Annotated in this window: 24 protein-coding genes; 4 read left to right on the top strand and 20 right to left on the bottom strand. The window is 46.6% G+C overall.

Annotated elements, in window-relative coordinates; translation table 11 throughout:
- Window positions 1–6 precede the first annotated feature (6 nt).
- Window positions 7–144, bottom strand: coding sequence for a hypothetical protein (locus CI595_RS26045; RefSeq protein ID WP_156087466.1), 138 nt, complete (start codon window positions 142–144; stop codon window positions 7–9).
- A gap of 80 nt (window positions 145–224) precedes the next feature.
- On the opposite strand from CI595_RS26045, the gene CI595_RS11055 reads away from it, so the two are divergent.
- Window positions 225–671, top strand: a complete 447-nt coding sequence (locus CI595_RS11055; protein WP_095173328.1) for a GNAT family N-acetyltransferase — start codon at window positions 225–227, stop codon at window positions 669–671.
- Window positions 672–738: 67 nt separating this feature from the next.
- Here the strand turns inward: CI595_RS11055 and CI595_RS11050 are convergent, their stop codons facing one another.
- The 8 genes from CI595_RS11050 to CI595_RS11015 form a co-directional block, all read right to left on the bottom strand.
- Window positions 739–1,989 (bottom strand): metal-dependent hydrolase family protein, encoded by a 1,251-nt coding sequence (locus CI595_RS11050; RefSeq protein ID WP_095173327.1) that lies wholly within the window; start codon window positions 1,987–1,989, stop codon window positions 739–741.
- Between the two features lie 39 nt (window positions 1,990–2,028).
- The gene (locus CI595_RS11045) at window positions 2,029–2,409 is read right to left on the bottom strand and encodes a RidA family protein (RefSeq protein WP_095173326.1); all 381 of its coding nucleotides are present in this window, start codon (window positions 2,407–2,409) and stop codon (window positions 2,029–2,031) included.
- A 100-nt stretch (window positions 2,410–2,509) separates the two neighbouring features.
- On the bottom strand, window positions 2,510–4,597 hold the full coding sequence (locus CI595_RS11040; RefSeq protein WP_095173325.1) for an acetate--CoA ligase family protein: 2,088 nt from the start codon (window positions 4,595–4,597) through the stop codon (window positions 2,510–2,512).
- 10 nt (window positions 4,598–4,607) lie between these two features.
- Window positions 4,608–5,147, bottom strand: coding sequence for a 2-oxoacid:ferredoxin oxidoreductase subunit gamma family protein (locus CI595_RS11035; RefSeq protein ID WP_095173324.1), 540 nt, complete (start codon window positions 5,145–5,147; stop codon window positions 4,608–4,610).
- Window positions 5,147–5,890 carry a thiamine pyrophosphate-dependent enzyme gene (locus CI595_RS11030; protein ID WP_095173323.1) on the bottom strand — a complete coding sequence of 248 codons (744 nt, stop codon included), beginning with the start codon at window positions 5,888–5,890 and terminating at the stop codon, window positions 5,147–5,149. Before CI595_RS11030 ends, CI595_RS11035 begins: the two co-directional genes overlap by 1 nt.
- Window position 5,891: 1 nt before the next feature.
- Window positions 5,892–6,977 (bottom strand): 3-methyl-2-oxobutanoate dehydrogenase subunit VorB, encoded by a 1,086-nt coding sequence (gene vorB, locus CI595_RS11025; protein ID WP_095173322.1) that lies wholly within the window; start codon window positions 6,975–6,977, stop codon window positions 5,892–5,894.
- A 15-nt stretch (window positions 6,978–6,992) separates the two neighbouring features.
- Complete coding sequence (locus tag CI595_RS11020) at window positions 6,993–7,196, bottom strand: 4Fe-4S binding protein (protein ID WP_095173321.1); 204 nt, start codon at window positions 7,194–7,196, stop codon at window positions 6,993–6,995.
- Between the two features lie 170 nt (window positions 7,197–7,366).
- Window positions 7,367–8,803 carry a trimethylamine methyltransferase family protein gene (locus CI595_RS11015; protein WP_095173320.1) on the bottom strand — a complete coding sequence of 479 codons (1,437 nt, stop codon included), beginning with the start codon at window positions 8,801–8,803 and terminating at the stop codon, window positions 7,367–7,369.
- 314 nt (window positions 8,804–9,117) lie between these two features.
- Between CI595_RS11015 and CI595_RS11010 the strand changes: the two genes are divergently transcribed.
- The gene (locus CI595_RS11010) at window positions 9,118–9,891 is read left to right on the top strand and encodes an IclR family transcriptional regulator (RefSeq protein WP_095173319.1); all 774 of its coding nucleotides are present in this window, start codon (window positions 9,118–9,120) and stop codon (window positions 9,889–9,891) included.
- A gap of 3 nt (window positions 9,892–9,894) precedes the next feature.
- On the opposite strand, the gene CI595_RS11005 is transcribed toward CI595_RS11010, so the two are convergent.
- From CI595_RS11005 to CI595_RS10990, 4 genes are all read right to left on the bottom strand, one after another.
- Window positions 9,895–10,581 carry a zinc metallopeptidase gene (locus tag CI595_RS11005; protein WP_095173318.1) on the bottom strand — a complete coding sequence of 229 codons (687 nt, stop codon included), beginning with the start codon at window positions 10,579–10,581 and terminating at the stop codon, window positions 9,895–9,897.
- A gap of 244 nt (window positions 10,582–10,825) precedes the next feature.
- Window positions 10,826–11,245 (bottom strand): aconitase X swivel domain-containing protein, encoded by a 420-nt coding sequence (locus CI595_RS11000; protein ID WP_095173317.1) that lies wholly within the window; start codon window positions 11,243–11,245, stop codon window positions 10,826–10,828.
- Window positions 11,245–12,537 (bottom strand): aconitase X, encoded by a 1,293-nt coding sequence (locus CI595_RS10995; protein ID WP_095173316.1) that lies wholly within the window; start codon window positions 12,535–12,537, stop codon window positions 11,245–11,247. The genes CI595_RS11000 and CI595_RS10995 overlap by 1 nt, the downstream gene beginning before the upstream one ends.
- Before the next feature lie 64 nt (window positions 12,538–12,601).
- Window positions 12,602–14,170 (bottom strand): BCCT family transporter, encoded by a 1,569-nt coding sequence (locus CI595_RS10990; protein ID WP_095173315.1) that lies wholly within the window; start codon window positions 14,168–14,170, stop codon window positions 12,602–12,604.
- 646 nt (window positions 14,171–14,816) lie between these two features.
- On the opposite strand from CI595_RS10990, the gene CI595_RS10985 reads away from it, so the two are divergent.
- The gene (locus CI595_RS10985) at window positions 14,817–15,722 is read left to right on the top strand and encodes a LysR family transcriptional regulator (protein ID WP_095173314.1); all 906 of its coding nucleotides are present in this window, start codon (window positions 14,817–14,819) and stop codon (window positions 15,720–15,722) included.
- Between the two features lie 79 nt (window positions 15,723–15,801).
- On the opposite strand, the gene CI595_RS10980 is transcribed toward CI595_RS10985, so the two are convergent.
- From CI595_RS10980 to CI595_RS10950, 7 genes are all read right to left on the bottom strand, one after another.
- Window positions 15,802–16,704, bottom strand: coding sequence for a DMT family transporter (locus CI595_RS10980; RefSeq protein ID WP_095174319.1), 903 nt, complete (start codon window positions 16,702–16,704; stop codon window positions 15,802–15,804).
- Between the two features lie 16 nt (window positions 16,705–16,720).
- Complete coding sequence (locus CI595_RS10975) at window positions 16,721–18,160, bottom strand: trimethylamine methyltransferase family protein (protein ID WP_095173313.1); 1,440 nt, start codon at window positions 18,158–18,160, stop codon at window positions 16,721–16,723.
- Window positions 18,161–18,286: 126 nt separating this feature from the next.
- Window positions 18,287–18,934, bottom strand: coding sequence for a cobalamin-dependent protein (locus CI595_RS10970; RefSeq protein ID WP_095173312.1), 648 nt, complete (start codon window positions 18,932–18,934; stop codon window positions 18,287–18,289).
- A 10-nt stretch (window positions 18,935–18,944) separates the two neighbouring features.
- A complete protein-coding gene (locus CI595_RS10965) occupies window positions 18,945–20,216 on the bottom strand; it encodes a PocR ligand-binding domain-containing protein (protein WP_095173311.1) in 1,272 nt (423 codons plus the stop codon).
- Between the two features lie 144 nt (window positions 20,217–20,360).
- Entirely contained in the window at window positions 20,361–21,146 is a 786-nt protein-coding gene (locus CI595_RS10960; RefSeq protein ID WP_187144017.1) for an ABC transporter permease, read from the bottom strand.
- Between the two features lie 4 nt (window positions 21,147–21,150).
- Complete coding sequence (locus CI595_RS10955) at window positions 21,151–21,954, bottom strand: ABC transporter permease (RefSeq protein ID WP_095173310.1); 804 nt, start codon at window positions 21,952–21,954, stop codon at window positions 21,151–21,153.
- Between the two features lie 13 nt (window positions 21,955–21,967).
- Complete coding sequence (locus CI595_RS10950) at window positions 21,968–22,756, bottom strand: ABC transporter ATP-binding protein (RefSeq protein WP_095173309.1); 789 nt, start codon at window positions 22,754–22,756, stop codon at window positions 21,968–21,970.
- 515 nt (window positions 22,757–23,271) lie between these two features.
- Here CI595_RS10950 and CI595_RS10945 point away from each other — a divergent pair.
- Window positions 23,272–24,174, top strand: a complete 903-nt coding sequence (locus CI595_RS10945; protein ID WP_095173308.1) for an Rpn family recombination-promoting nuclease/putative transposase — start codon at window positions 23,272–23,274, stop codon at window positions 24,172–24,174.
- Window positions 24,175–24,211: the final 37 nt, after the last annotated feature.

Raw genomic sequence — 24,211 nt, 5'->3', positions numbered from 1 at the left:
GTAACATTATAGCATGGATAAAATTAAAAACGAAGCACTGCATACTTTTTTATAACCGTATCCGGCACTTTTTAAAATATTAAAACTTTGCTCCCTTCCGGAAGTACGGTAATAAAAAGCCGCACCTTTATTTTTTACAGCCATGTATGTTCCCCTATTTATAATCGGAAAAGGTATAATAGATCCTGTAGCACTGATAGAAAATAGGAAAGGAAAACCAGCCAATGGAAATTTTGAAGATCAATGACAGCGATAAAGCTAACTACATGGACTTGCTCCTTATCGCGGATGAACAGATCGATATGATAGAAAAATACTTGTATCGCGGTGATATGTTTGCCTTGTGGGAGCATGATCTTAAGGCAGTCTGCGTGGTCACACAAGAACAGCCCGGCGTCTATGAAATCAAAAATATCGTCACGATCCCCAAGTATCAAAGGAAAGGATATGGACAGTATCTAATCTCATATATTGCTGATCACTACAAAAATGCAGGCAGCGAGTTATATGTGGGAACAGGCAACAGCCCGATGATACTCCGTTTTTACGAAAAATGCGGATTTGAAAAGTCACACATTGTAAAAAACTTTTTTATAGACAATTACGACCACCCCATGTATGAAGAAGGACAGCAGTTAGTAGATATGATCTATTTGAAAAAGTATATCTGATCGGTACCTTCACCGTCCTAAGCAAAATCATTTATGCCCGGCCGCACTGTGCAGCCGGGCATTGGATTTACTGGCTCTCCAGCCTGTTTTTAATAAACTCTCCTTCTTTCATGATCACATCCATATGTTCCACTGCTATGGTTCTGATATCCTCCAGCGGATCACCGTCTATGACCAGCAGATCGGCACTCTTTCCTTCTTCCAGAGACCCGGTGATATCATCTACCCGGAGGGCTCTGGCACCATTGATGGTTGCCGCCACGATGGCATCCATTTCACTGATTCCCGCCTTTTCAACAAATGCGTACAATTCTCCAACCGTTGTCTCTCCATAAGGAGTCATCTGAGAGTTGAAAGAGTCTGAACCAATCGTAAGGAGAATGCCTTTGGCGTTTGCCTTCCTCAGATTATCATAGATGCGGTTCAGTTCCTTTTCTTTTACCGTATCACCCGGATATTTGTCGTGGAGCTTTGGATCATATTTGGGAGGGAACGTATCAAACCAAGCCGGCATAAAATGAATGGTTGGACAAAAAGCAATCTTCTTTTCTGCCATAATATCCAGTGTCTCGTCATCCAGCGACTGCCCATGTATAATTAAATGAACTCCTGCCTTCGCAGAATTGTACGCACTTCCAAAACAATGGGACCAAACAGGAATGTGGCGCATATTGCACTCATCCACCACTGCCTGCACTTCCTCCATGGTGTAATGCTGGTCCATGGCTGTCTCCCAGCGCCAGATGCCCCCGCCTGTTGCCCAGATTTTAATGGCATCCGGATTTTCCCTGAGGCGCCGCCTCACTGCCTTTCTAAGATCCCAGGGACTATCCACACATTCCGCCCACGGATGAGCTGCCTGATTCATCTCTATGGATACCTTGTGGGAATCCCCATGGCTGCATGTGGCGCAAAATCCCAACCCTGAGGCCACTACTCTTGGGCCTTTCATCACACCTGCCTCTATCATATTCCGAATGTGGATACCAAACCTGGATATTTCCCCCACCGTTGTCAGACCTGTCTCCAGACATTCGCGGGACTGCTGTACCGCTACCACCGCTTTCTGGATATTATCCTCCAGCACCCAGTCACTGTCATTATCCGTAAGATTGCCGGAAAAATGCAGATGGGCGTCAATCAGCCCCGGCATGATGGTTTTGCCTGCAATATCAATTACATGGTATCCATCCGGTACTGCTTTTTCTTTGCCTGCATATGTGATCCTGCCGTTATCCACAAGCACCAGGCTATCTGTTACCGCCGCAGCCCCGGTGCCGTCAATGAGCAAACCGCCTTTCAATGCAATTCTTTTCATGTAAGCCTCCTCATATTATGGCTTTTTCATATCTTCTTTTTATTCTTCCGCAAAAGCGGTCATAGATGCCTCTAGAGGTACGCCTTCCGGAAGGGCTTCCACCTGCACACACACCCTGGTGGGTTTATGGTTTCCGAAAAATTCCGCATAAGCCTCATTCATGGCAGCAAAATCATCCAGGCTGTTGATGAACACGTCAACCCGGGCTACACTTTCCTTACATCCTCCGCCCGCTTCCACAATACTGAGCAGATTATGCAGCACCAGCATTGTTGCCGCCTTGATCTCGTAGACATATTCTCCGTCTTTTGTAAGGGGGATCTGGCCTGAGGTAATGATCATATTTCCGTACTTTCTTCCATGACAATAAGGTCCCAGCGCAGGAGATGCCTCCTGGCTTACCAGTTCTTTCAATTCCATGATCTGTCCTCCGATTTCTTTAAATATTCCTGTAAAGATGCGATACCTTCACCGTTTAAAGTAAAAATCCATGGGAATCACCTTGGGCGATGGATTTTTGTTAGAATGTATCCTCATACTGTATCAGCAATGCATCTGCAATAGACACACCTTCCTCTGTCACAAAGACAGGATTGATATCCAGTTCTTTTATACTGTCCTTTCCGTCTGCTGCCATTTTGCTGATACTTACCAGCAGATCAGCCAATGCTTCTTTATTACACACCGGATTGCCCCGGTAACCGTTCAGCAGGGGATAAGAGTTCAGGTTCTCCAGTATCCTGCGGGCCTGTTCTTTGGAAAGGGGCGCAGGAGCAAGCTGCACATCTTTGAACAGTTCTACAAACACACCGCCCATTCCAACCATGATCATAGGGCCGAAATCTTTATCGTTGTTCACACCGATGATCATCTCAACCCCTGCCCTCAGCATAGGTTTTAACAATACCCCTTCCAGGTTTGCATCCGGCGCATTTTTCCTGCAGTTATCCATCACGGTTTCAAATGCCGCCCGCAGATTTGCCTCGTCTTTTATATTTAATTTCACGCCGCCAACATCAGATTTATGCTGAATATCAGCAGAATGTATTTTTACGGACAGAGGATATCCCAGATCGGCAGCTTTTAACACAGCTTCGTCTGCCGAGGCCGCCACCGCCTGAGGCGGTATGGGTACGCCATGATCCTTCAGATAATTCAGACTCTCATATTCGCTGAGTCCTCTGGAAATCTTATGATTTTTTTCGGGAATTGCCGCTTCTGTATCCTGGAAATCAAAGCCCGCAAAATCCAGGATCTGTTTCAATATCCGGCATCCATACCGTCCCGAAGGAAGCAGCGGAACACCTGCCCTCTGCAGAATATCCGCACTTTCCTGATGCCTGGAGTGCTCAATGAAAGGAATCCAGAATACAGGTTTCATATCCGGATCATTCCTGGCAATAGATACGGCTTCCACCATATGGGAAATGGTATCATCCCATATCTTGGGTGTGATGGTATACGCAATACATATCGCATCCACGTGCTCATCCCTGGAGATGGCTTTCATGGCCTGCACCATAACCGGTGTGTTGTATCCGATCCCTGCCGTCATATCAAACGGGTTATTAACGGAACCGTAATCCGGAACCAAAGTCTGCAGGTACGCCTTTGTCTCGGGATCGTAATCTGCCAGTTGTATTCCGAATTCATCTGCCAGATCGGCCATGACCCCGGCTTCCCCGCCGGATACATTCATAAATACACATCTTTGCCCCTTTGGCAGGCTTTCAAGCCAGGAGAACGCTGCAGCCAGTCCGCACAGTTCTTCCAGGTCCCTGGCTTCTATGACGCCATAACGTCTGAATACAGCCCGAAGGACTTTGTCTGCCCCCGACAGAGAACCTGTGTGGGAGGCGGCAAGTTCCTGCGCTTTGCCGGAGCGTCCTGTCTTCAATACCACAACAGGCTTCTTTTTCAAGGCAGCCTTGCGGAATGTTTCCACTAATTTTCCTGGTTTTGTAATGCCTTCTATGTACGCAGCAATGACTTTCGTGTCATCGTCTTCCACTAAAAAGTCCAGGTAATCCTCTACCTTTACATTGCATGAATTGCCGGAGGATATCACATGGGAAAATCCCATATTGGGGCTGTCCAGACCTCCCAGCACAATCTGTCCGCTCTGGGATATCATTCCGATATTGCCAAAGCGGTCCCGCTCCTCCACAAGAAAGGCAAAGGCAAATATGCCGTCAACAAAATTGGCAAAGCCCGCGCAGTTTGGCCCCATGACAGCGATTCCCAGGCGGTCGGCTTCGCTGACCAGCTCTTTTTGCAGTGCTTTTCCCTCTGCACCTGTCTCACCGTATCCACTGGCAAATACCACGGCGCCTCCGCAGTTTTTCTCTGCTGCCTCCCTTAACAGCGGCAGTATGGTTTTCTGGGGAGTACATAAGATCACCAGGTCCACATCCCCATCAATCTCTGACAGGGAGTGATATGCTTTCTGTCCCAAAATACTGTCCCTTCCCGGATTTACCAGATACAGATTGTCCAGATTTTTGGAAAACTTCAGATAATTGCGGGTGGTGTCACCGCCAAAACCGGCTTTTTCACTGGCACCTACAATGGCAACTGTTTTTGGTTTTAATAACTTTTTCAAATCCATGCTCTATCCCTCACTGCATCTTCTCTGCTCTTTCATATCCCATCATAAAGCACTGCACATTCTTATCACTTGCCTTGCCCTTTTTATTGAAATAAGCTTCCAGCGTATCAGCAAACTCGTTGACATCCATCATGCCGGTAGCCTTGATCATGGCTCCCAGAACGATCAGATTCAAGCCTCTGGGATTCTCCATCTCGGAAGCGATCCCCACCGCATCCACACCATATACCTCTACGTTTTCAGGGAACTGTTTCTGACCAAATACAGAACGGTTGATCACTACTTTTCCCCCGTCCCGCATATCGGGCACATATTTGTCATAAGCATCCTCATTCATACAGCAAAGGACATCCAGGTAATCCGGATACGGACTTCCGATCTCCTCATCTGATACCACCACACGGCAAAGAGCAATACCGCCGCGCATCTCAGCGGAATACTCGCTTGTCCAGCTCACGTTTTTGCCGTTCTCCGCCGCTATCTCGATCAGGATCTTTCCGGCAGTCAGTACACCCTGGCCGCCGATGCCTGCAAACATAATATCAGCCATTATTCTTCACCCCCATTATCCACATATACTTTCACCGGAAATACCTTTTCATTTTCCTCTTTCATTTTCTTCATGGCATCTGCCGGTGACAGTTTCCAGTTGGTAGGGCATGGAGAAAGGATTTCTATGATAGAAAAGCCTTTCTTATCCCTCTGGTTTTCAAATCCTTTTTTTAACATCTTCTTTGTCCGGTCAATCTGTTTCGGGTCGCACAGGGAGCCTCTTGCCGCATATGCGATTTTATAATTCTGAAGGATATTCAACATGTCAAAGGGCTCTCCTGCCACTTTGTCGTCCCTTCCTTTTTTACTGCTGACGGTCTTATCTCCTACCAGTGTTGTAGCAGGACACATCTGCCCGCCTGTCATACCAAATATGCCGTTATTTACCACGATCATAGTAATGGGCACATTCCGCTGTGCCGCGTAACAGGTCTCGGAAAGTCCGATCACATAAGAACATCCGTCCCCTGCATGTACATATACATTGGAATCCGGATAGATCTTTTTAATTCCGGTTGCCACTGCTGCACACCGCCCGTGAGGGCCTGCGATCCCGTCACAGTTCAGAGTATCAATAGACCAGTACGCACAGGCAATATCCACGACCTGAATGGTCTTTTCTGCCATTCCCACTTCCTCGCAGCACTCTGCGATCAATCTCTGTATGATACCGTGTCCGCAGCCCGGGCACCATCCCACCTGCTGGTTGATCATCTCTGGTTTTTTCATTTTCGCTGCCATATCAATATACCTCCAGTTCCTTAACATCTCCCGCAAGTATCTCCCTGCAGAAGTCTACGATTCCCTGGGTCGTGGGAACATATTTTGATGTGAGATAACCGTACAGCGGAACCTTATATTCCGTAGCCAGGCGGATATCAAGGCCCATCTGGGAGGACAGGCTCATCTCAACTGTCACAAGCCCCTTCAGTCCTTTCGGCAGATTCTCAAAGGCTTTCTTAGGATAAGGCCACGCGGTGATGGGGCGGATCAGACCCAGCTTCATGCCCGCTTCCCTTGCCCTTCTGACTGCCGACTTACAAATCCTGGACGAAATACCGTATGCTACCAGAATCAGCTCTGCATCCTCTGTCATAAAGTTCTCATAGCGCTGCTCCTTATGATACATATCAGAGAATTTTTTCCGCATCATGGCGTCATACTCTTCATAATTCATGGAACGGTCCAGATTGGTCACTTTTACTTTGGGCTCATCTTTTTTCTTTTCGCCTTTGATCGCCCAGTCAAATTTGCTCCTGTCATGTTCCTTGGCTTCAGGAAGGACTACCTTCTCTATCATCTGGCTGATCCCGCCGTCACTTAAAATGATCACTACGGTGCGGTATTTTTCAGCCAGGTCAAACGCCTCATAGGTAAGCTGCGCGCATTCCTGCACGGAAGCAGGTGTGAGGACCAATTGTCTGGAATCTCCGTGTCCGCCGCCTCTTGTAGCCAGCCAGTAGGAATCCTGTCCCTCCGTGATCTCACCGTCACCAACCCCATAGCGCATAACATCTATGATAACTGCCGGAAGATTATAAGAGGAAAGATAGGAGATTCCTTCCTGCTTCAGGTCATAGCCCGGCCCGGAAGAACTTGTCATAACACGCTCCCCGCACGCTGCTGCTCCCCAAAGCATACTCATACTTGCAATCTCACTCTCACCCTGGATAAAAACCCCTCCCCGGTCCGCCATATTGGCTGACATATATTCCAATATCTCACTCTGGGGAGTGATCGGATAGCCTGCATAAAAACGGCATCCTGCACGAAGGGCAGCCTCAGCGATCGCCTCATTGCCTTTCATCAACTGAAATCCTTTACTCATCTTTTCTGCCTCCTCCTACTCAATGGTAAATACATAATCAGGACAGATTTTGTAACACTGTCCGCAGCCTATACAGGTATCTTCGTGAATCTGAATGATCTCATATCCTTTTTTGTTGATCTCCGTGAGAGGCTCAATGGCTTCCACCGGACATACGCCTACACACAAACGGCAGCCTTTGCAAAGACTGGTGTCTGCGGTTGCTTTTGCTTTTGCCATGATTCAATCTCCTTTCATTCATTTCATTTTTCATATATTTGTTTCACTTTTATTTTACTTTTAATATAGGGAATGTCCGCGGATATCAAGGACATTCCCCTAACGCTCCATATGTGATCACCTAAAATGAAAACATAACATTTACAGGTAATATACATGGTGATATTTTATTATTTTCTGTGTTTTTCCACATAAGCATCAATTTCTTTTGCCACACTCTTATCCAGCAGCGTTTCCGGCGCCTCCTCTATACGGCGTTTCCACTCCTGATTTGCACGGCGGAGAACATAAGTATAATCCCCCATAGGCCTGGTCTTATAGGTGCTGTTCCAATCTGTATAGTCCGGATACCAGGAATCATACATATAGTCAAGTGTATCATCACTGGTAATAAACTGACCGCCGCTCCCTTCCTCCATAATAGATTCCAGAGAGGCTGCATCCATTGAGACATCAATTCCATTCCTGATATAAAGCAGACGGCTGGTGATCTCCTCGTCAATGATGGTCTTCTCATAGGATGTAGTCATCAGACCGCCCAAAGTACCTATCTCAGACAACTGGTAATCTGCATTGGAAAGGATATTTGCCATAGTGCCCTCATAAGACTCAATACCGCATTGGATATCGCAGTTAAGGGCATCTGTACTGTAAGGAATGGTCCTGGAGGGCAGATTATAAAATTTCTTTCCCATCTCCATGGAACCGATCTGAAGCATAACACGTCCCGGTGAACCACAGCAGTAAGTAGCTCCCTTCATATTACCTGGGCAGGCTCCGACACCGTAACCCACAGGATTTCCCGGATTGACCAGCTGTGCCAAAACAATGCCCGCAAGGACCTCCGCATTCTGCATGGTGATGGTGCCGAAGATACGAATAGGCCCGGTGACTCCCGTACTTGTGGCAGTCCCCATGGTAACAGCCTGTCCCCGTTCTGCCAGTGCAATAATATTGTCCGCCACTTCACGGCTGTAAGACATGGGACTCATGGAAGGTGCAGAACCCGGTGCCAGATATACTTTTCCGCCCGGCCGGAGTTTCTCACCGGCAGCAATCTCCACCATATCTATTGCCTGATGCATCTCTTTATAAGAAAACAATTTTGTGTAGAAAGGTTTATCTGTGTGATTCAACACAGCACGCATGATCTCCAGATGACGGTTCACAGGATCCACATCATTGGCCTCAACCCCATTATTAGAGTTCATGGTCATAACCTTACTGCCCTGGTAGATCTTAACCAAATTGATTACATCCTGTAAGGTTCCCTGACGCAGGCCTTTATCCAAGTCTGTTACATTTACAGGCCCAATAGGACCTGGAACACCATAATCACCACCGCCCAGATGAATACGCTTTTTAGAATCCAGGCCATTCATCACGAACTGGGCGGGTGCTTTCTCCAGCGCATCTCTTACTTGTGACTCTGTCATATAGACCTGTGTGCCATCTACACGAAAACCATGTTTTTTGAAAAGATCAATTGCTCTGTCACTTGGAATATTAACACCATTCTCTTTCAACAGTTTCATAGAATAATCATGTACTCTCTGCATGTCCTGATCGCTGAACATGGACAGCGATACGCGTCTCATTTCTTCCATTTCCCTCTCCTTTGTTTCATTTTTTTATTTTATATTTCTATTTTATCTATTTATTTCATTTTACAATATTTTAATTCACTTTTCAAATATTATATCAAAAAATATTGCATAAGCTTTACCCTGTGCTTTTATGCATTTTAACCCAAAACAGTTTTATTTCATTAAGCGTAAGAACATTTCATTTTAACTATTAGAAATTCTATTTTCCATATAATAAACCACAATTAAGACTTAGCGTTCAAAAATCTTCTTGCACACTACCTGATATAACGGTATAATTAAAAAAATACTATTTTAAGAAGGAGGATATAACTTTGAGCAAAGCAATACAAAAAATGGAAACCATTCAGGCTATTGACCGTGCTTTTCAGATTCTCGAGACTATATCCCGTACAGGCAATATGACATTAGCTGAATTACATGATAAAATAAATATCAGCAAGGCATCCCTTTCCCGTTTGGTTTATACCTTAGTGGAAAACGGTTATATTGAGAAGCGAAACAATAATGAATACAGCCTTACGTTAAAGGCCTATGAAGTGGGCATCAATGCTGTCCAGAATCTGGACCAGATATCTTTGATCAACTCCACACTTGCAGATTTGAGCAGAGAGACCGGCCGGGTCGCCCAGTTTTCCATTGAAGATAACAACCAGCTTCTATGTGTTCAGAGTATTGGACAGACTGCACCGTCCTTCTCTGTATATACCAACGTAGGACGCCGATCCCCACTGTACTGTACAAGTGCCGGTAAAGCCATCCTGTCCGCTTATTCCAACAATGAGATCATAGAACGTTGGGAAAAATTTGATGTAAAGCCTCTCACAGAGCATACCATTACAGATGTTCACGCACTGCTGCAGGATATCAGTGAGATCAAACAACGGCATTATGCTCTGGACAGGGAAGAAAATGAATATAATATATTCTGCGTAGGCGCTCTTGTGATGAATTACACCAACACACCTCTGGGCGCTATCAGCATCAGCGGAAACACACTGACCGGGGAAGAAGAGCGTACGATCAGTGAAACACTTGTTGCAGCTGTAAAAAGGTTATCTGCAACATTGGGATATGTCATGCGGTAGTATCTAATTTCTCCGCCGTCCGGAAAGCAGTACCAAACGCAGAAGTTGTAAAATGGTTGACAGGGCAGATGCAACATATGTCAGCGCGGCTGCCCGGAGCACCTTTCCCGCTCCCTGCAGCTCGCTTCCCGACAGGATCCCCGTCCCGTCCAGAATGCGGAGCGCTCTGCCTGAGGCATTAAACTCCACCGGGAGCGTCACAAGCTGGAATACAACTACAAGAGAGAACAAAATAATTCCCGCATTTACCAGCCCCGGCGCTCCCATGAGAAGGCCGATAAGAAACAGCGGCCAGCAGAGGGCAGAACCAAAGTTTACCGCCGGAACAATGGCTCCTCTTATTTTAATGGGCACATACCCCACGTCATCCTGAATGGCGTGGCCGCACTCGTGGGCCGCCACGCCGATGGCTGCCACAGACTGGGAATTGTAAACGGTCTCCGACAGGCGCAGCACCTTGCTTCTGGGGTCATAGTGATCTGTCAGGTTTCCACCCACTCTTTCAATTCTAACCTGACGGATTCCCGCCTGGTCTAAAATAGTCCTGGCTGCCTGTTCTGCCGTCATCTGCCTGGCATTCCCCACGGTACTGTATTTCTTGTAGGTCTGATTCACATTCGCTGAGGCGATCACGCAGAGAATCACCCCTGCGAGAACCAAAAGATATGTGGCATCATAATAAAAGAACATCCATAATCCCTCCAATGCATGAAATATTTTATAATAGAAAGTCCGGCATCGCGTACTTTTGTTTGTAACTGTTCAGCACTGCAGTTATAAACGAAAATCCATACAGAATCGCATGACTGCTTTACACGTTCTTACGGTCAGCGCAGTAAATGCACTGATACTGAATCGTTACATTCCATTTATCATAAGGTTATGGATGTCTTTCTTTAAATATACAGAAATCACAAAATTCTACAGCTATTTTCTATTCCGCTCTCCTGAGGATCTCTACCGTCCCCTGATTCCCATCCACACGAATATAATCTCCGTCATGAATGATCTTGCAGGCTTCCTCCTCTGTCTCCACCACAGCGGGTATGCCAAGTTCCACAATACAGGCAGCACAGCGGGAATCCAGTTTTTCGATCACCCATGCTGTTGGTTTATGTCCTGCCACGGAAGCGGAGTAAAAATGACTCGCCCATCCGTTACTTCCCTTAGCGCAGGGAAGGATCAAAATCTTCCCCCCTATATACGCTCCGTATTTACTGTTTGCCTCCTCAATGATAATACCTGTTTTTTCATCCAGGCCGGCCCATCCCTGTACACTGTCAGGAAGAACCAGCGCTTCCCCTTCCATAACACCTTCATAGGCTCCGCGTCCTTTTATTATATTTTTCTCCATCACGCTTCTCCTTTCCAGTAGCCTGCTTCCGCCGCATCAATGCATTTACAGATATCACCATAATAGATTGGAACATGCCTGCCTGCACCAAAGCAGGAGTGCATATAGTGTCCCTGTTTGCCGGAGTCTGTCACCATGGCTGTTACATGTTCAAATGCCGCAGGGTCCATAACCATTGCGCAGCTGCTTGACAATACATTGCCTCCGGCATCCTCTATGGTCTTAACAAAACCGCTGGCCTTTGCCATGGCAAGTGTGGACATATCTGTCCAGACATGGAACTCCACCCCATCTGCCACTTTCTTACCGTCAATATAAGCGGCTACCTGCTGAATATCTTCCAGGCTGTAGTGAGGACATCCCATCAGGACAAAATTGATCCTGCCTTCCCCTGCGCTGCAGATCTGGCGGCGGGACTCCTCATAATCTTCCTGTGTGATCGTAAATTCACCTCTAAGCGGCTTATTACCCCGGGCGTCCTCCAGGGAACGAGCCTCCGGCGTCACGCCAACAATGTGACACATCTCACATGCGCTTGTGGTTGCCATAGCTGTAAAGCACTGTTTCAGCATGGTCAATGTAGGTCTGTGGAAATCGCCGGTCAGAACAGGAACTCCTGCTGAGGGAAGCATACGCCCCACCGTGTAGCCGATAATATCCCAGTCAAACCTTGTCTCTGATTTACATTCGATATGATAAATGGTATCCGCATAACGGTTTTCCGGAAGATAAAATCCCCATTTCGGAGCACGTCCGCAGATAGAGATCCATGTGATCGCCTCTTCCCCATCCGCGTTGCACCTTGCACCGAAAGCAGAGTTGCTCATAGTGATATTGCTGGATTCCGATGTCACCACATGTTCTCCGAACAGCGGCACCCAGCCGTTCAGATACGGTGTACAGGAGCCTGCAATGCAGCATCCGGCTTTTAGGGTACGTTTTAAATATTCCGTGTTCTTATCAAACAATTCCTTCGGCAAATGTGTCACCTCATACTCATACTGGTCACATGGAGCAACGCAGGTCTGACAGTAACAGGTCTTCTCAAATTCACCTAATTCTACTTTCTCATCTGTACAGAGATACATCTTTGCAAAGATTTCATCATATGTATCTGCCTTGCAGGTTTCCAGGTAGGAGTGTGCCCCAAAATACAGCGTGGATTTTGTTATCTCAACCAGTTCCTCCGCGCCTACGACCCGGGCATATTTTAAAACATTTTCCAGCGCGATCTGTTTGAAACGGCCGAATTTACCGTCCAGCATATCCTGTTCGTATGGTGTTAATTTCATAGCAATACCTCTCTTTTCTTATAATATTCTAACGGTTCCGTACCCCCAAAGCTGCATATCATCTTTACTCGTTATCTTCTTCCGAGGATTCCGGAAGCAGGTCATTTGGATACTTTTTAATCTCCTTTGCCTGTTTGAAAAAGGATATGATACAGATTCCCACTATGAGCATGATCGGAGCACCCAGCACCACATACATGGCTTTTACGGCATTGACTCCATCGGTGGCAACCGTTGTATAAGCGGTGGCTGTGATCAACAGACCCATAATGATCTTGAATTTTTTAGGCGCTTCATCATCCACCGTCAAGCCATGTACAGACATTGTGGCAAGAACAGAAGCTATGGGGTCTGCCATTGTGGTAAAGGATCCGATAATGGCAATAATGAATACGATCTGCACGATATTTCCGATGGGCAGTGATTTAATAATCTGGAATACCGTTGCCTGCATACCGGATTCCTGCACCATTGCCCACACATCCATGGTTCCGCTGGTCTGCAGACTGATGGTCTGTCCGCCGAAAACTCCGATCCATGTGATACAGAAAATGGCAGGAATGATCACATTGACTACCAGGAACTCCCGAAGGGTACGGCCTTTCGCCATCCTGCAGAAAAACATACCAAATACCGGACAGTACAGAATAAAGGACGACCAATACTGAACGATCCAATTGGCATACCAGGTATCATCCGAAAGCGTATTATTGACTAAAGTCTTAGACCCCCAATTGTCCAGGATCTTACCAAAGGACTCTGTGGAAAGCTTGCCTATAAATGCAGTATCGCCGCAGATAAAGACATAGATCAACAGGCCGCAGAAAATGAAGAACGTTATGGTAGATACATATTTCAATCCTTTATGGATACCGGAAACGCTCATGATCACGAACATGACCCCAATAAACGCTGCGACTAAAAAATAGATCATATTAGACTGGCTGATTCCGAAAGCAGATTCAAGCCCTGCTCCGATCTGCATCAGACCTACGCCCATGGAGTTCGCGCATCCACCAACCATGGCAAAGATCATAACTCCGTGAATAAGTGTTTCCAGCCATTGGCGACGTCCAAATACAGGATCCAGCACAGAGTTGAACTGAAGTTTTTTACGGCGGTTATAAACAGCCACCGTAAAGGCAACGGAACAGGCTCCGTACAGTGCAAACTCAACAAAGGACCACTGCCACATCACCTGTGAAACGGAAAAGATAGCTGCATCGCGGGATCCCGGCTGGCAGCCTGCGTATGCGGGCGGCTCAAAAAAGTTATACAGCGGTTCCCCCATGGCCCAGAACAACAGCCCGGTACCGATACTTCCGCAAATAGTCATGGCGATCCAGTGGAATTTAGTAAATTCCGGCTTGGCGTCTTCCCCGCCTATCTTGATATCACCGAATTTACTGATCATAATATACATAACAACTAAAAAGCAGACCAGTGCAAACAGATTGATAACCCATCCGATACTGTCTGCCATTCCATACAGCATAGTATTAAGGACGGAAGCCAGCTGCTCTTTGAAAAAGATCCCAATGAGCAGCAATAATATTAAACCTGCGAATGCCGGCCAAAATGCCAGACTGTTGATCGAACCCTTTTTATGTTTTTTCACTTCTGTATTCTTCATTCCTTACCTCCATACATTTTGTCAAACACCTTCTTGTTAAACCCCATTTCTAATCCCGTATCCCAGAACGGTTATAGCTTTTTAGAATACCGACAGGTTATTCTGTCCCTAAAGCTATTTCCAGTGCTGTTACGCTACATCAGCGCTGATGTATGATTATCTTTACACAACTATACAAAAAAACATAAACTTTTCCTAAAAAGAGTTTCCGGACAACTCTTCTTTCATGCATTATAATGTTTCACTTTTGTTATACATTGAAATATTTATTTGTTTTTTGAAATAGATTTATGCTTTTTTGATTAAACTTATTATAAAATGAAACTAAGTCAAAATACAAATAGTTAAAAGAATTCACTAGCCATAGCTTGAAACTATAGACTCAGTGTGGTAAAATCATACAAACAGATTTTCAGTACGGCAAATCTGCACTTATTTTTCATAGAGTATGTATTTTGGAAGGTTTTATCAGCGATATGCTGAAGGAAGGGTTACTATTCAGCCTTTCGGCTTCATAGCAACAAAAGCATGCACACAGACTGCAAAAATCGCAGTCTGGCGCGTGGCTGCCTCGGGATTGCCTTGCAAATGCAAGGCAACACCTCGCGGGACAGTGGAAGGCTGAACTGTTACAAGGAAGGTTTCTATGACATTACAACAATTAAGATATGTGGCTTCTATAGCCGAATACGGCTCGCTCAGCAAAGCGGCCAGGGAATTATATATCGCCCAGCCCAGTCTGTCAAAATCCATTGCTGAGCTGGAGAAAGAAATACAAAAGACTTTATTTGTCCGAACCCCCAGAGGCGTCTTGTTCACTGACGAGGGTACAGAATTCCTGGCTTATGCCAGACAAGTGCTCCAGCAGATGGATACCTTGGAAAAGAGATATGAGATTGGAAGTGTGACAAAGCACTATTTTACGGTCAGTTCCCAACACTATCCTTTTGCCTCGGAAGCATTTTCAAAGGTGGTGGAATCTGTAAAGGATGAACTCTATGAATTTATGTATATTGAAACGCAGACCCAGGAAATCATTGACAATGTAAAGTCACTGAAAAGCGAAGTGGGGCTTTTGTATCTGAGTCCTTTAAACAGTACCGTTATAAAACGTGTTCTCAAAGAAGCCCATCTGATCTTTGAACCCTTATTTGAAACTTTGCCCTATGCCTGTATGCGCAGGAATCACCCCCTGGCTCAAAAACCATGTCTCACATTACCGGATTTGGCCCCATACCCTTTTCTTACTTACAACCAAAGCCACAGCAACACCTACTCGATGTCAGAGATTATACTGCAGCCCCTTCACATCAGCAAGCATCTCATTGTCTCTGACCGCTCCAGTGCAACAAGTCTGATGCTCTACAGTGACGCCTACTGTATTACAGCAGGCGCCTACCCCGGCACTCTGCATGATGAAAGTTGGATCTATATTCCCATAAACGGACAGGGGAAACTCACTGTGGGACAGATCCGCAATGAACATATGATGATAAGTAAACTGGCACTCCGCTTTTTGGAGGCACTGCAGGATATTGTGGGAGATATTTGAGACGGCCTGTAAACAGTAAACAGGCCATCCGCTCCCTTTCAGGAACAGACAGCCCACTTTCTGCTATCTCTTCTTTATCTCATGACTGCGCATCCAGATTCCTCTGGTCTTTATCCAGCATAAACACAGAAGCCAGAATAATAATACCTCCGATTATCTGATTAGCTGTAGGTATGGTCTTGTACAGCACAAGTGAGATCAGGATCGTGACTACAGGTAGAAAATCCAGCATCAGGTTCGACAGCAGCACACCAATCTTTTTGATTGCAAAAATGTTCAAAAAATAAGCAAATGTAGAATTAAACACGCCCAGCACGATCAAATTCATGAAGACGGAAGGCTTTGCCAAAACCGACGGCTCTATCTGATAGAAGAATAAGAACGGCAGTGTGGTGACAGCGCCCACAAGCGCCTGGTAGTTCAGCAATACCGTCTTCTCGTAACCGGATGATATCCTGTCTGTCAGGAAACAGTAGACCACCCAGGAAACAGTGCTCAGAAGGCACAGGGCATATCCCTTGAAATTGGTGGACATCAGGTCCCCTATTTTTACCCCCATCAGGATATATACCCCTACAAGGGAGATCAAGATTCCCAAAATCCCCAATCTTGTCTTCTTCCTGTGGAAAAACACAATTTCCATGATCAATGCGAAAACAGCCGCAAACCCAAAGAGCAGGGACGAAACCGTAGCGCCTATGGAGGTAACACTCAGAATCGTGAAACCATGGAAAAAGGTGGTGCCAAACAAGCCGGACAGGATGATAAGACCCCAATCCTTTGTCTTAACCTTCATCTTTTTTTTCGTCAAAAGATTATATCCGGTAAACAAGATCGTCATAATCGCCATCTGGATTCCCAGGATCACTACCGTAGGAAGGTATTCACTGATCACAGCTCTGGAAATATAAGACACACCGTAAATCGTGACGACTACCACCATGGCCAGCAGCCCTATGGTCTTGCCTTTTGTCTTATCCATAAGCATCCGCTCCCCTCTAACGCTTGATGTTCTTCGCCTTCTCCGTGGAACCTGCCGCCACAGCGTCAATGGCATCCCTCACTTCTTTCGGCAGGATCTCATAGTCTTCTAATTCTTTCAGCATGACATTCACCTTCTCCGCGCATACTTTGCGGATATCACGGCTGCCGTTTGCCTCCCAGTTCTCCCAGGTACCCCTTTCCATGTATCTAGGCATCCAGATTTCCTCTTTGAAATGCTCAAATGTATGGTCTGTCTCAAGGAACGTATTACCCGGACCTACCTCCTCCATATTGTCATAGGCCAGCGTCTCATCGTCAAAGCTGAGAGGGCGGGCCATCCGCTGAAGGATCTGCATACATTCATCCGAATATATCATATCCGCGAAGTCCACCATAAGGTCCATGTCAAGCTGCATGGAGACGATGAAGTCACAGCTCAATGCTCCCGCAAGTCCGCCCATGCCGGTCTCAAATCCGGCCTGTGCATCCAGTACCTTGCCGTCACGCAGATTGGCCGGCATTTTCGTAGGCAGACCCACGTAATCCCCCATCTGTGACATGCCAACCTTCATGATGATACTCTCCGGTGAGGACATATTGATACACATAGTCTTCATATCCATACTGCGCACATAGCTGGAATAGATGACAGGCGCCCCCGGATTTACTAACTGTGACAGGGCAATACAAGCCAATGTCTCCGCATGGGTATGCACCAGCGCACTCTCCACTGACATAGGTGATGTCATACCCAGGATTCCTCCGGAACTGATGACAGAGGGAACTTTATGAACGGCTGCCTCCATTAAAACATTCGACGTATTCTCATCCACACGGAGCGGCGGCATGGTCAGGACCCAGAAGGATATAAATGGCCGTTTCAAGAATTCTTCTTCGCTTCCCACTGCCAGGCTGGCCATTTTTATAGCATCCCGCACCCCCTCTTTTCCAACAGCTCCCCCGGTAATATGCTTTGTAGTATTTTTGATCGAGGTGGCCCAGGTATACCAGTCTGACGCTGCCATAGGCACATCCTGAGGTGTGACCAGCGCACTGGCTATGGTTACGGTATCCAGCTTTTCCATGATCCTTGTGATCAGGGCCAGGTCTCTGTCCGTAGCTTTTCTGCGCAGCCCGGTCTCCGGGTCCAGTACGTGGGTAGCCATGGTCATAGCAGCCAAAGACGGAACCCTGTCTTTCACATGTACGTCTTTGTCGGGAGTCCTTCCGTATAAAACGAACTCCTCTCTCTTTGGAACTGTCTTCAGTCCTTCCTCAATGATGCTGCGGGGTATCTTAACGATCTGTCCGGATACTTCTGCTCCGGCTTTTGCAAAATATTCTCTTGCCTCTGCACCCTCAAATTTCATCCCCAGATTTTCCAGCATCTCCAATGCTTTTTCATGTACCCGAATTACTTCCGCGTCGCTTAAATATTTGATCGTTGGTCTCATGTTTTACCTCCTCCATAAAATAAAAACCCTGTTCTGTTGTATCCCCGATACGCATCTTCTTTTGATACATCCAGGATACCACAGAACAAGGCCTATTACTTTTGCTGTATTTTTCTATTTATTGCTCTATATTTCTTTCAGGATTTTGGTCAAATTTTTGTTCAGGAAATCTCGCAGTTCAATGGCATCCCTGGTATAATAATCGGCTCCGATCTCCTCCGCGTATTCTTTGCTCACAGACAGACCTCCCACGAAGACCACAACCTTGTCCCTGATTTCTGACTTCTCCAACTCCTCTATCACGCCCTTCAACTCACAGACCGTTGTAGGCAGAAGTGCCGAAGCCATGACAAGTCTGGCCTCGTGCTCCATAGCTGCCTGGGCAAATTCCTCTCTGCTCACATCCACACCTAAATCCACAATATCTATGTTAAGGGTAGAGAGGTATATCTTGACCAGATTCTTTCCAATGTCATGCATATCCCCCTCAACGGTACCGATAACAGCTGTGCACTGCCTGGCACCTCCCTGGTCCAGATAAGGGGTCAGACATCTGAGACCTGCATTCAGCGCGCGGGCCACCCTCAGCGCCTCCGGTACACAGACTTCACTGTTGCGGAACTTATACGCCAATGTATCCACACCCAGAATCAGCCCTTCCTTCAGCACCGATTCCGGAGGATAACAGACAGCGATCGCTTTTTTTATCAAATTTACCACCTCATCGGCCTTCCCGCTCAGGAGGTTTCGTCTGATTTCTTCATATATATCCATTCTGCATCTCCTATAAGAACTTGTTCCTGTACTGTCCCGGATTGACCCCTATCAGCCTACGGAATGTTTTTGTATAATAACTCTGGCTTTCAAAGCCGCATTGTTTCATGATCTCTTTTATACTCAATTCCCTGTTTCCCATTAATTCTATGGATTTTTCAATCCTGACCCTCAGGATATAATCATTTATGGTCCCGCCGGTCTTCTGGCGAAATAAGGTACAGAGATAGGACCTGCTTAAAAATACATGGCTGCAGATATCATCTAGGGTGATCTTCCTGTCAAAATTTTCTTCTATGTACTCTCTGACATTTTTCATAACACTGATATGATCATCTGTCCCCAGAAGGTAAATGCTGTCAAACCAGCGGTTCAGCATCCGATAGGTGAGTTCCATCATCTCCTCAATGTTCTCCACACGCTTCATATCCTGCCTGTAATGTTTCACACCGTTCATGACCACCTCACTGTCCGCCCCGGCCTCCACAATAGCCCTGGCAGTCACAGCCATAAAATCATGGAGCGCTGACTTCACAAGAGATCTGTCGTAGGAACACAGTATCTCAATATCCGTGAAGAGCATCTCCAGCATGTTCTGTATTTTTTCCTTATCAGCCATACGCACATACTGGAGATAGCGCTTCTCCCTTTTCAGATAAACAGACCAGTCAAATTTTTCGTTTTCCAGTGTCTTTTTTCTCTCTTCTATCCTGGCGGTCATGGCATCACGCCAGCTCATAAGATTCTTCTGGTCCATGAAAATGGCGTTTTGTGTCTTGGAAAGATACTGCATCATGACCTGAAGGAGATTGGCAGAGGACTGACACTGGTTTGCAGAGATCACGCGCAGCTTTTTCACCCCCTGGGCCATTTCCCGCCTATCGTTCTCATTAAGGCAGAATTTCTCCGCATCCTGACAGAAAATATGATCCGGTTCCCACAAAAGGACCTGTCCGCACATGACAGCCCCCACCTCCGTCCCATCCGCATAGATTGGGACTGCCCACATGACAAGTCCGGCATGGCATACAAAAAAATACGGCTCCCGCCACAAAAATGCCTGCCTGCACGCCTTCTTGTAGGTACGTCTGCAGCGTGCCCTCCCCACCTCTGTATTCTGTACCTGGCGGCAGTATGCACACTCATAGTAGTCCTTACTGGCAAGGAAAACTTCGCCGTAAGTGTTGACCGCTATGATTCCCAGCTCTGTGGCTTTTGCAAAATTATCCAGCATCTCTTCCAGATAATCTTTTTCCTCTGAATGTTCGTATCCCTCTGCCATATCCTTCCTCCGGACTCTTGCTCTTATCCTTATTCTACCGCCCGCGGCAGAAAAAGTAAACCCGGATTCTGGCACGTGGCTGTGGAATCGCCTTGCAATTGCAAGGCAGCCCCTCGCGGAGCAGAGGAAGGCACAACCGTTACCTCAGCTACCTACCGACTTATAATGCCTCACCCCTATCTTCCAAAGCCCATAACAAGGCAGCAGAAAAACACCTCCCAAAAGCGGCAGGAACATATAATATCCTCTGCTGTCCTTCCCCAATATATAACAAAGGGGATAATACTGGATCAGCGCATAAGGCACAACAAAAGTACAGAACTGTAAAACTCTCTTTCCGTAAATGGCAACCGGATATTTTCCATATTCCCGTGCCCCGTCTGTAAGCACATTCATGAATTCCAGCCCTTCGATGGTAAAAAAACAGATTGCCGCGTAGATCAGAAAGATCCCGGTAAAAACTGCAGTCCCGCCAAGCAGCATGAACACCACCGTCAGCACTTTATCCCATGTCCACTCCACATGGCTTTTGGCGATCCCGTATGCAAACATCACCACGGCCTGCAGCATTCTTCCGATCCTGGTAAGCTCGATCCTGCCTGCCAGTACCTGGAAGATCTCATTTCTCGGCCGCACCATGATCCTGTCAAACTCCCCGTTGCTGATCGTGGTGGAAAAAGTATCAAACCCTCTGGCAAAAGCTTCCGCCAGAGAAAACTCCATCAGTGTGATTGCAAAACACAGAAGCACTTGGCTGTATGTAAATCCCTCCACCTCATGGAATCTCTGAAACATAAAATACACACCCAGAAACACATTGAAGGACACCAGAAACTGCCCCACAGCCGTAAGGCAAAAGGAGGCTTTGTACTGCATTATGCTCTGTATCTGGATCTGCAGATACTTTTTATATAACCGCAAATATCCCATCCTCTCACCCTCCCTGCACGGAAATCTTCTTCTCTGCCCTATGCATCAGAAGCTTTCCCATAAGAACCAGCACTGCCAGCCAGAATACCTGCAGCAAAAGCGCAGTTACTGCCGCCTCTCCTGCCAGATCCCCGCTGTAAATACGCAGAGGCACATTCTGCATGGCTGCAAAGGGCAGCAATTCCAGAATCTTTCTCACAGAATCCGGAAAGAAGGGAATGGGTATGATACTTCCGGCCAGCAGCTCCACTGCCGAGACTGCCACCATCCGCACCCCATCCGGAGAAATGGTGAAAAAGGTAATTACATACACAAACATACAGAACGCAGTCACTACCAGCACTCCCAACACCATCCCCGCTGTAAACAAAACGGCTGCCTCCGGGGAAACAGGCAGTGTCATGCCATAAGGGGCGGGAACCACTGCAGCTACAAGCAAAATAGGCATACACCGCAGAACTGCCTTTGAAACACGGTTAGCCACACTTCTTGTAAACCACATGTTATAAATATCCAGAGGGCGGCACATCTCATAGGAGACATTGCCGTTTCTGATGCAGTCAAAGATCTCATTTTCCATAAGCCAGGCCATGAACAGGGCAAGAAATGCCTGCTGGAGCCATATGTAGGAACAGGTCGCCTGCAGCGTCATGGGAAAAGCCCCCGGATCTGCCCGGTAAAATGCACGGAATACCAGCACTTCCATGCCTCCCCAAACAAACTGTGTCACGATCCCGGCTGCCGCTGAAGCGCGGTACTGAAGCCCCATGGAGAAACGGAGCCTAAAAAAAGACAGATACTTTTTCATATACACCGCCCCCTTATATACGGAAACGACGGTATAGCTCCGCCACTGCCAGGTCCAAACCCTTTCCCACTCCCGGTATATCAAAAAGGGTACCGTCCAGCAGGATCTTCCCTTTGCCAATGAGAATGATCCTGTTTGTCAGCGCTTCAATATCCTGCATATCGTGGGTGGTCAGGATGACGGTGGTATGATATTTCTCATTGCATTTCACAATAAAATCCCGTACCGCCAGCTTTGACACTGCATCCAGTCCAATGGTTGGTTCGTCAAGAAACAGGATCTTGGGGCTGTGAAGCAGAGATGCCGCGATCTCACAGCGCATTCTCTGGCCCAGGGACAACTGTCTGGCCGGTGTTTTCAGCAGTTCTGATAAATTCAGCAGGGATGTAAGCTCCTCCAGATTGGACTGATATGTGTCATTAGATATGCTGTAAATGTCCTTCAGAAGCTCATAAGAATCAATGACCGGCACATCCCACCAAAGCTGCGTCCGCTGTCCAAAAACAACACCGATATCCTTTACGTGGGCCGTACGGTCCTTCCAGGGAACCCTTCCGTTAATCCGGCACACGCCGCTGTCCGGAGTAAGGATTCCGCTGAGGATTTTAATTGTAGATGACTTTCCCGCGCCGTTAGGGCCAATATACCCAACCATTTCTCCCTCCCTGATGGAAAAGGAGACGTCATCCAGCGCCTTCACTTCCTCATATTCCCGATGGAACAGAGTCTTTACTGCCTGTCCAAATCCCGCACCGCGCTTAGCCACGCGGAAGGTTTTGCACAGGTGCTGCACTTCGATCATTTTGTTTTTTCCTCCTGGTAGTAATATTAAAAAATATCTTGCCAAGCGGTCACTATATCCCTGGATTTTGCCAGGGAAACCCGTGGTAGAGCTTTCCGATTCTTTGGAAAGGAATTTTAGTGTAGCACTCTCACAGACCGGTGTCAAGTCAGCTTTCGGTTTTCCTCCCGGAGCGGCAGCACCTTTCCCGGCGCTGTTTAACGTTCCTCGATCCTCTCCATATCAGTGCATCGCGAAGCGTGTTACTGGACACGGAGTGAACAATAACGTGCCAGCAGGCATCCAGTCCATTGCGTAGATTGCGAAGCGATTTTTATTGCATTTCTTATGAAACTCTGCTATAATTTTTGAACTGGAATACATATCTTATAATTCTTGGCGAATCAGCCGATTTTTCCAGAATACAAAAATTGAATAAGACAGATGCAATTTCATTGGTATACTTGAAAAATATGTTCTGATGTTTTATACTATAAGTAAATACATACATTGCATTTGTCGGAAAGGAGTGACAAATGCATGAAAAAGATATCGCAGAAAAAATCTATCTGTCCGACCCGGAGCGCTTTGCAGATCTGCATAATGGTGTGTACGGAGCAGGTAAGTCGTTACTTGATCCGCGGAATCTACGCCCCATAGACTCCGATGTCAGTGGGCTTGATGAAGGCAAAGCAGGCATCCAGCGGCGAAAAGATATCAATATGATGTACGAAGGGAAGAGCTATGGTATCTTCGGTATCGAGAATCAAAGTGCTGTAGATCATACCATGGTGGTGCGAAACCTTCAGTATGGCTGTATGACCTATGGGCGGCAGTTAAAGGAGGGGAGCTTCAAGACGCTTATACCTTGTTTCCACACAGTTGTGTATTATGGGCAGAGACGCTGGACAGCGCCCATCAGATTAAAGGAGATGATGCAGACAGAGGGACTTCCGGCAGAACTGGAAAAGGTTATCTGTGATTATGAAATAACTGTGGTAGACGTGCGAAGACTGCCTGATCTGAGTGTATTTAAAACAGATGTCAGGTATGTATTCGGATTCATACAAAATGACAGGAACAAACAAACGCTTAAAACATATGTACAGGAAAACGAAACGGTATTCCGGAATCTACGGGAAGATGCATACGATATGTTGTGTGTGGTGAGTCACATTGAAGAACTGATCAAATTAAAAGAAAAGATAAGAACAGAGAGAGGAGGCTGCGATATGTGCAGAGGAATGCAGGAATGGCTGGAAGAAAGATATGAGGCCGGAATGGATGCCGGAAAGAAAATCGGAATCAACCAGGGGGAAGCTAAATTTTCCCAGTTAGTGCAAAAGCTGGCGGCAGAAAATGGGTTAGATAAAATCCTCCATGCGGCGGAGAACAAAGATTACCGAATGCAGTTATATCAGGACTACGGTTTAATGTAAAACTTCAGATGCACCGGGGCGCATAGGAATATTCCCC

This window comes from Blautia hominis, assembly GCA_002270465.1.
Taxonomy (GTDB): Bacteria; Bacillota; Clostridia; order Lachnospirales; family Lachnospiraceae; genus Blautia; species Blautia hominis.
This window is presented reverse-complemented; position numbering and strand designations above follow the sequence as displayed.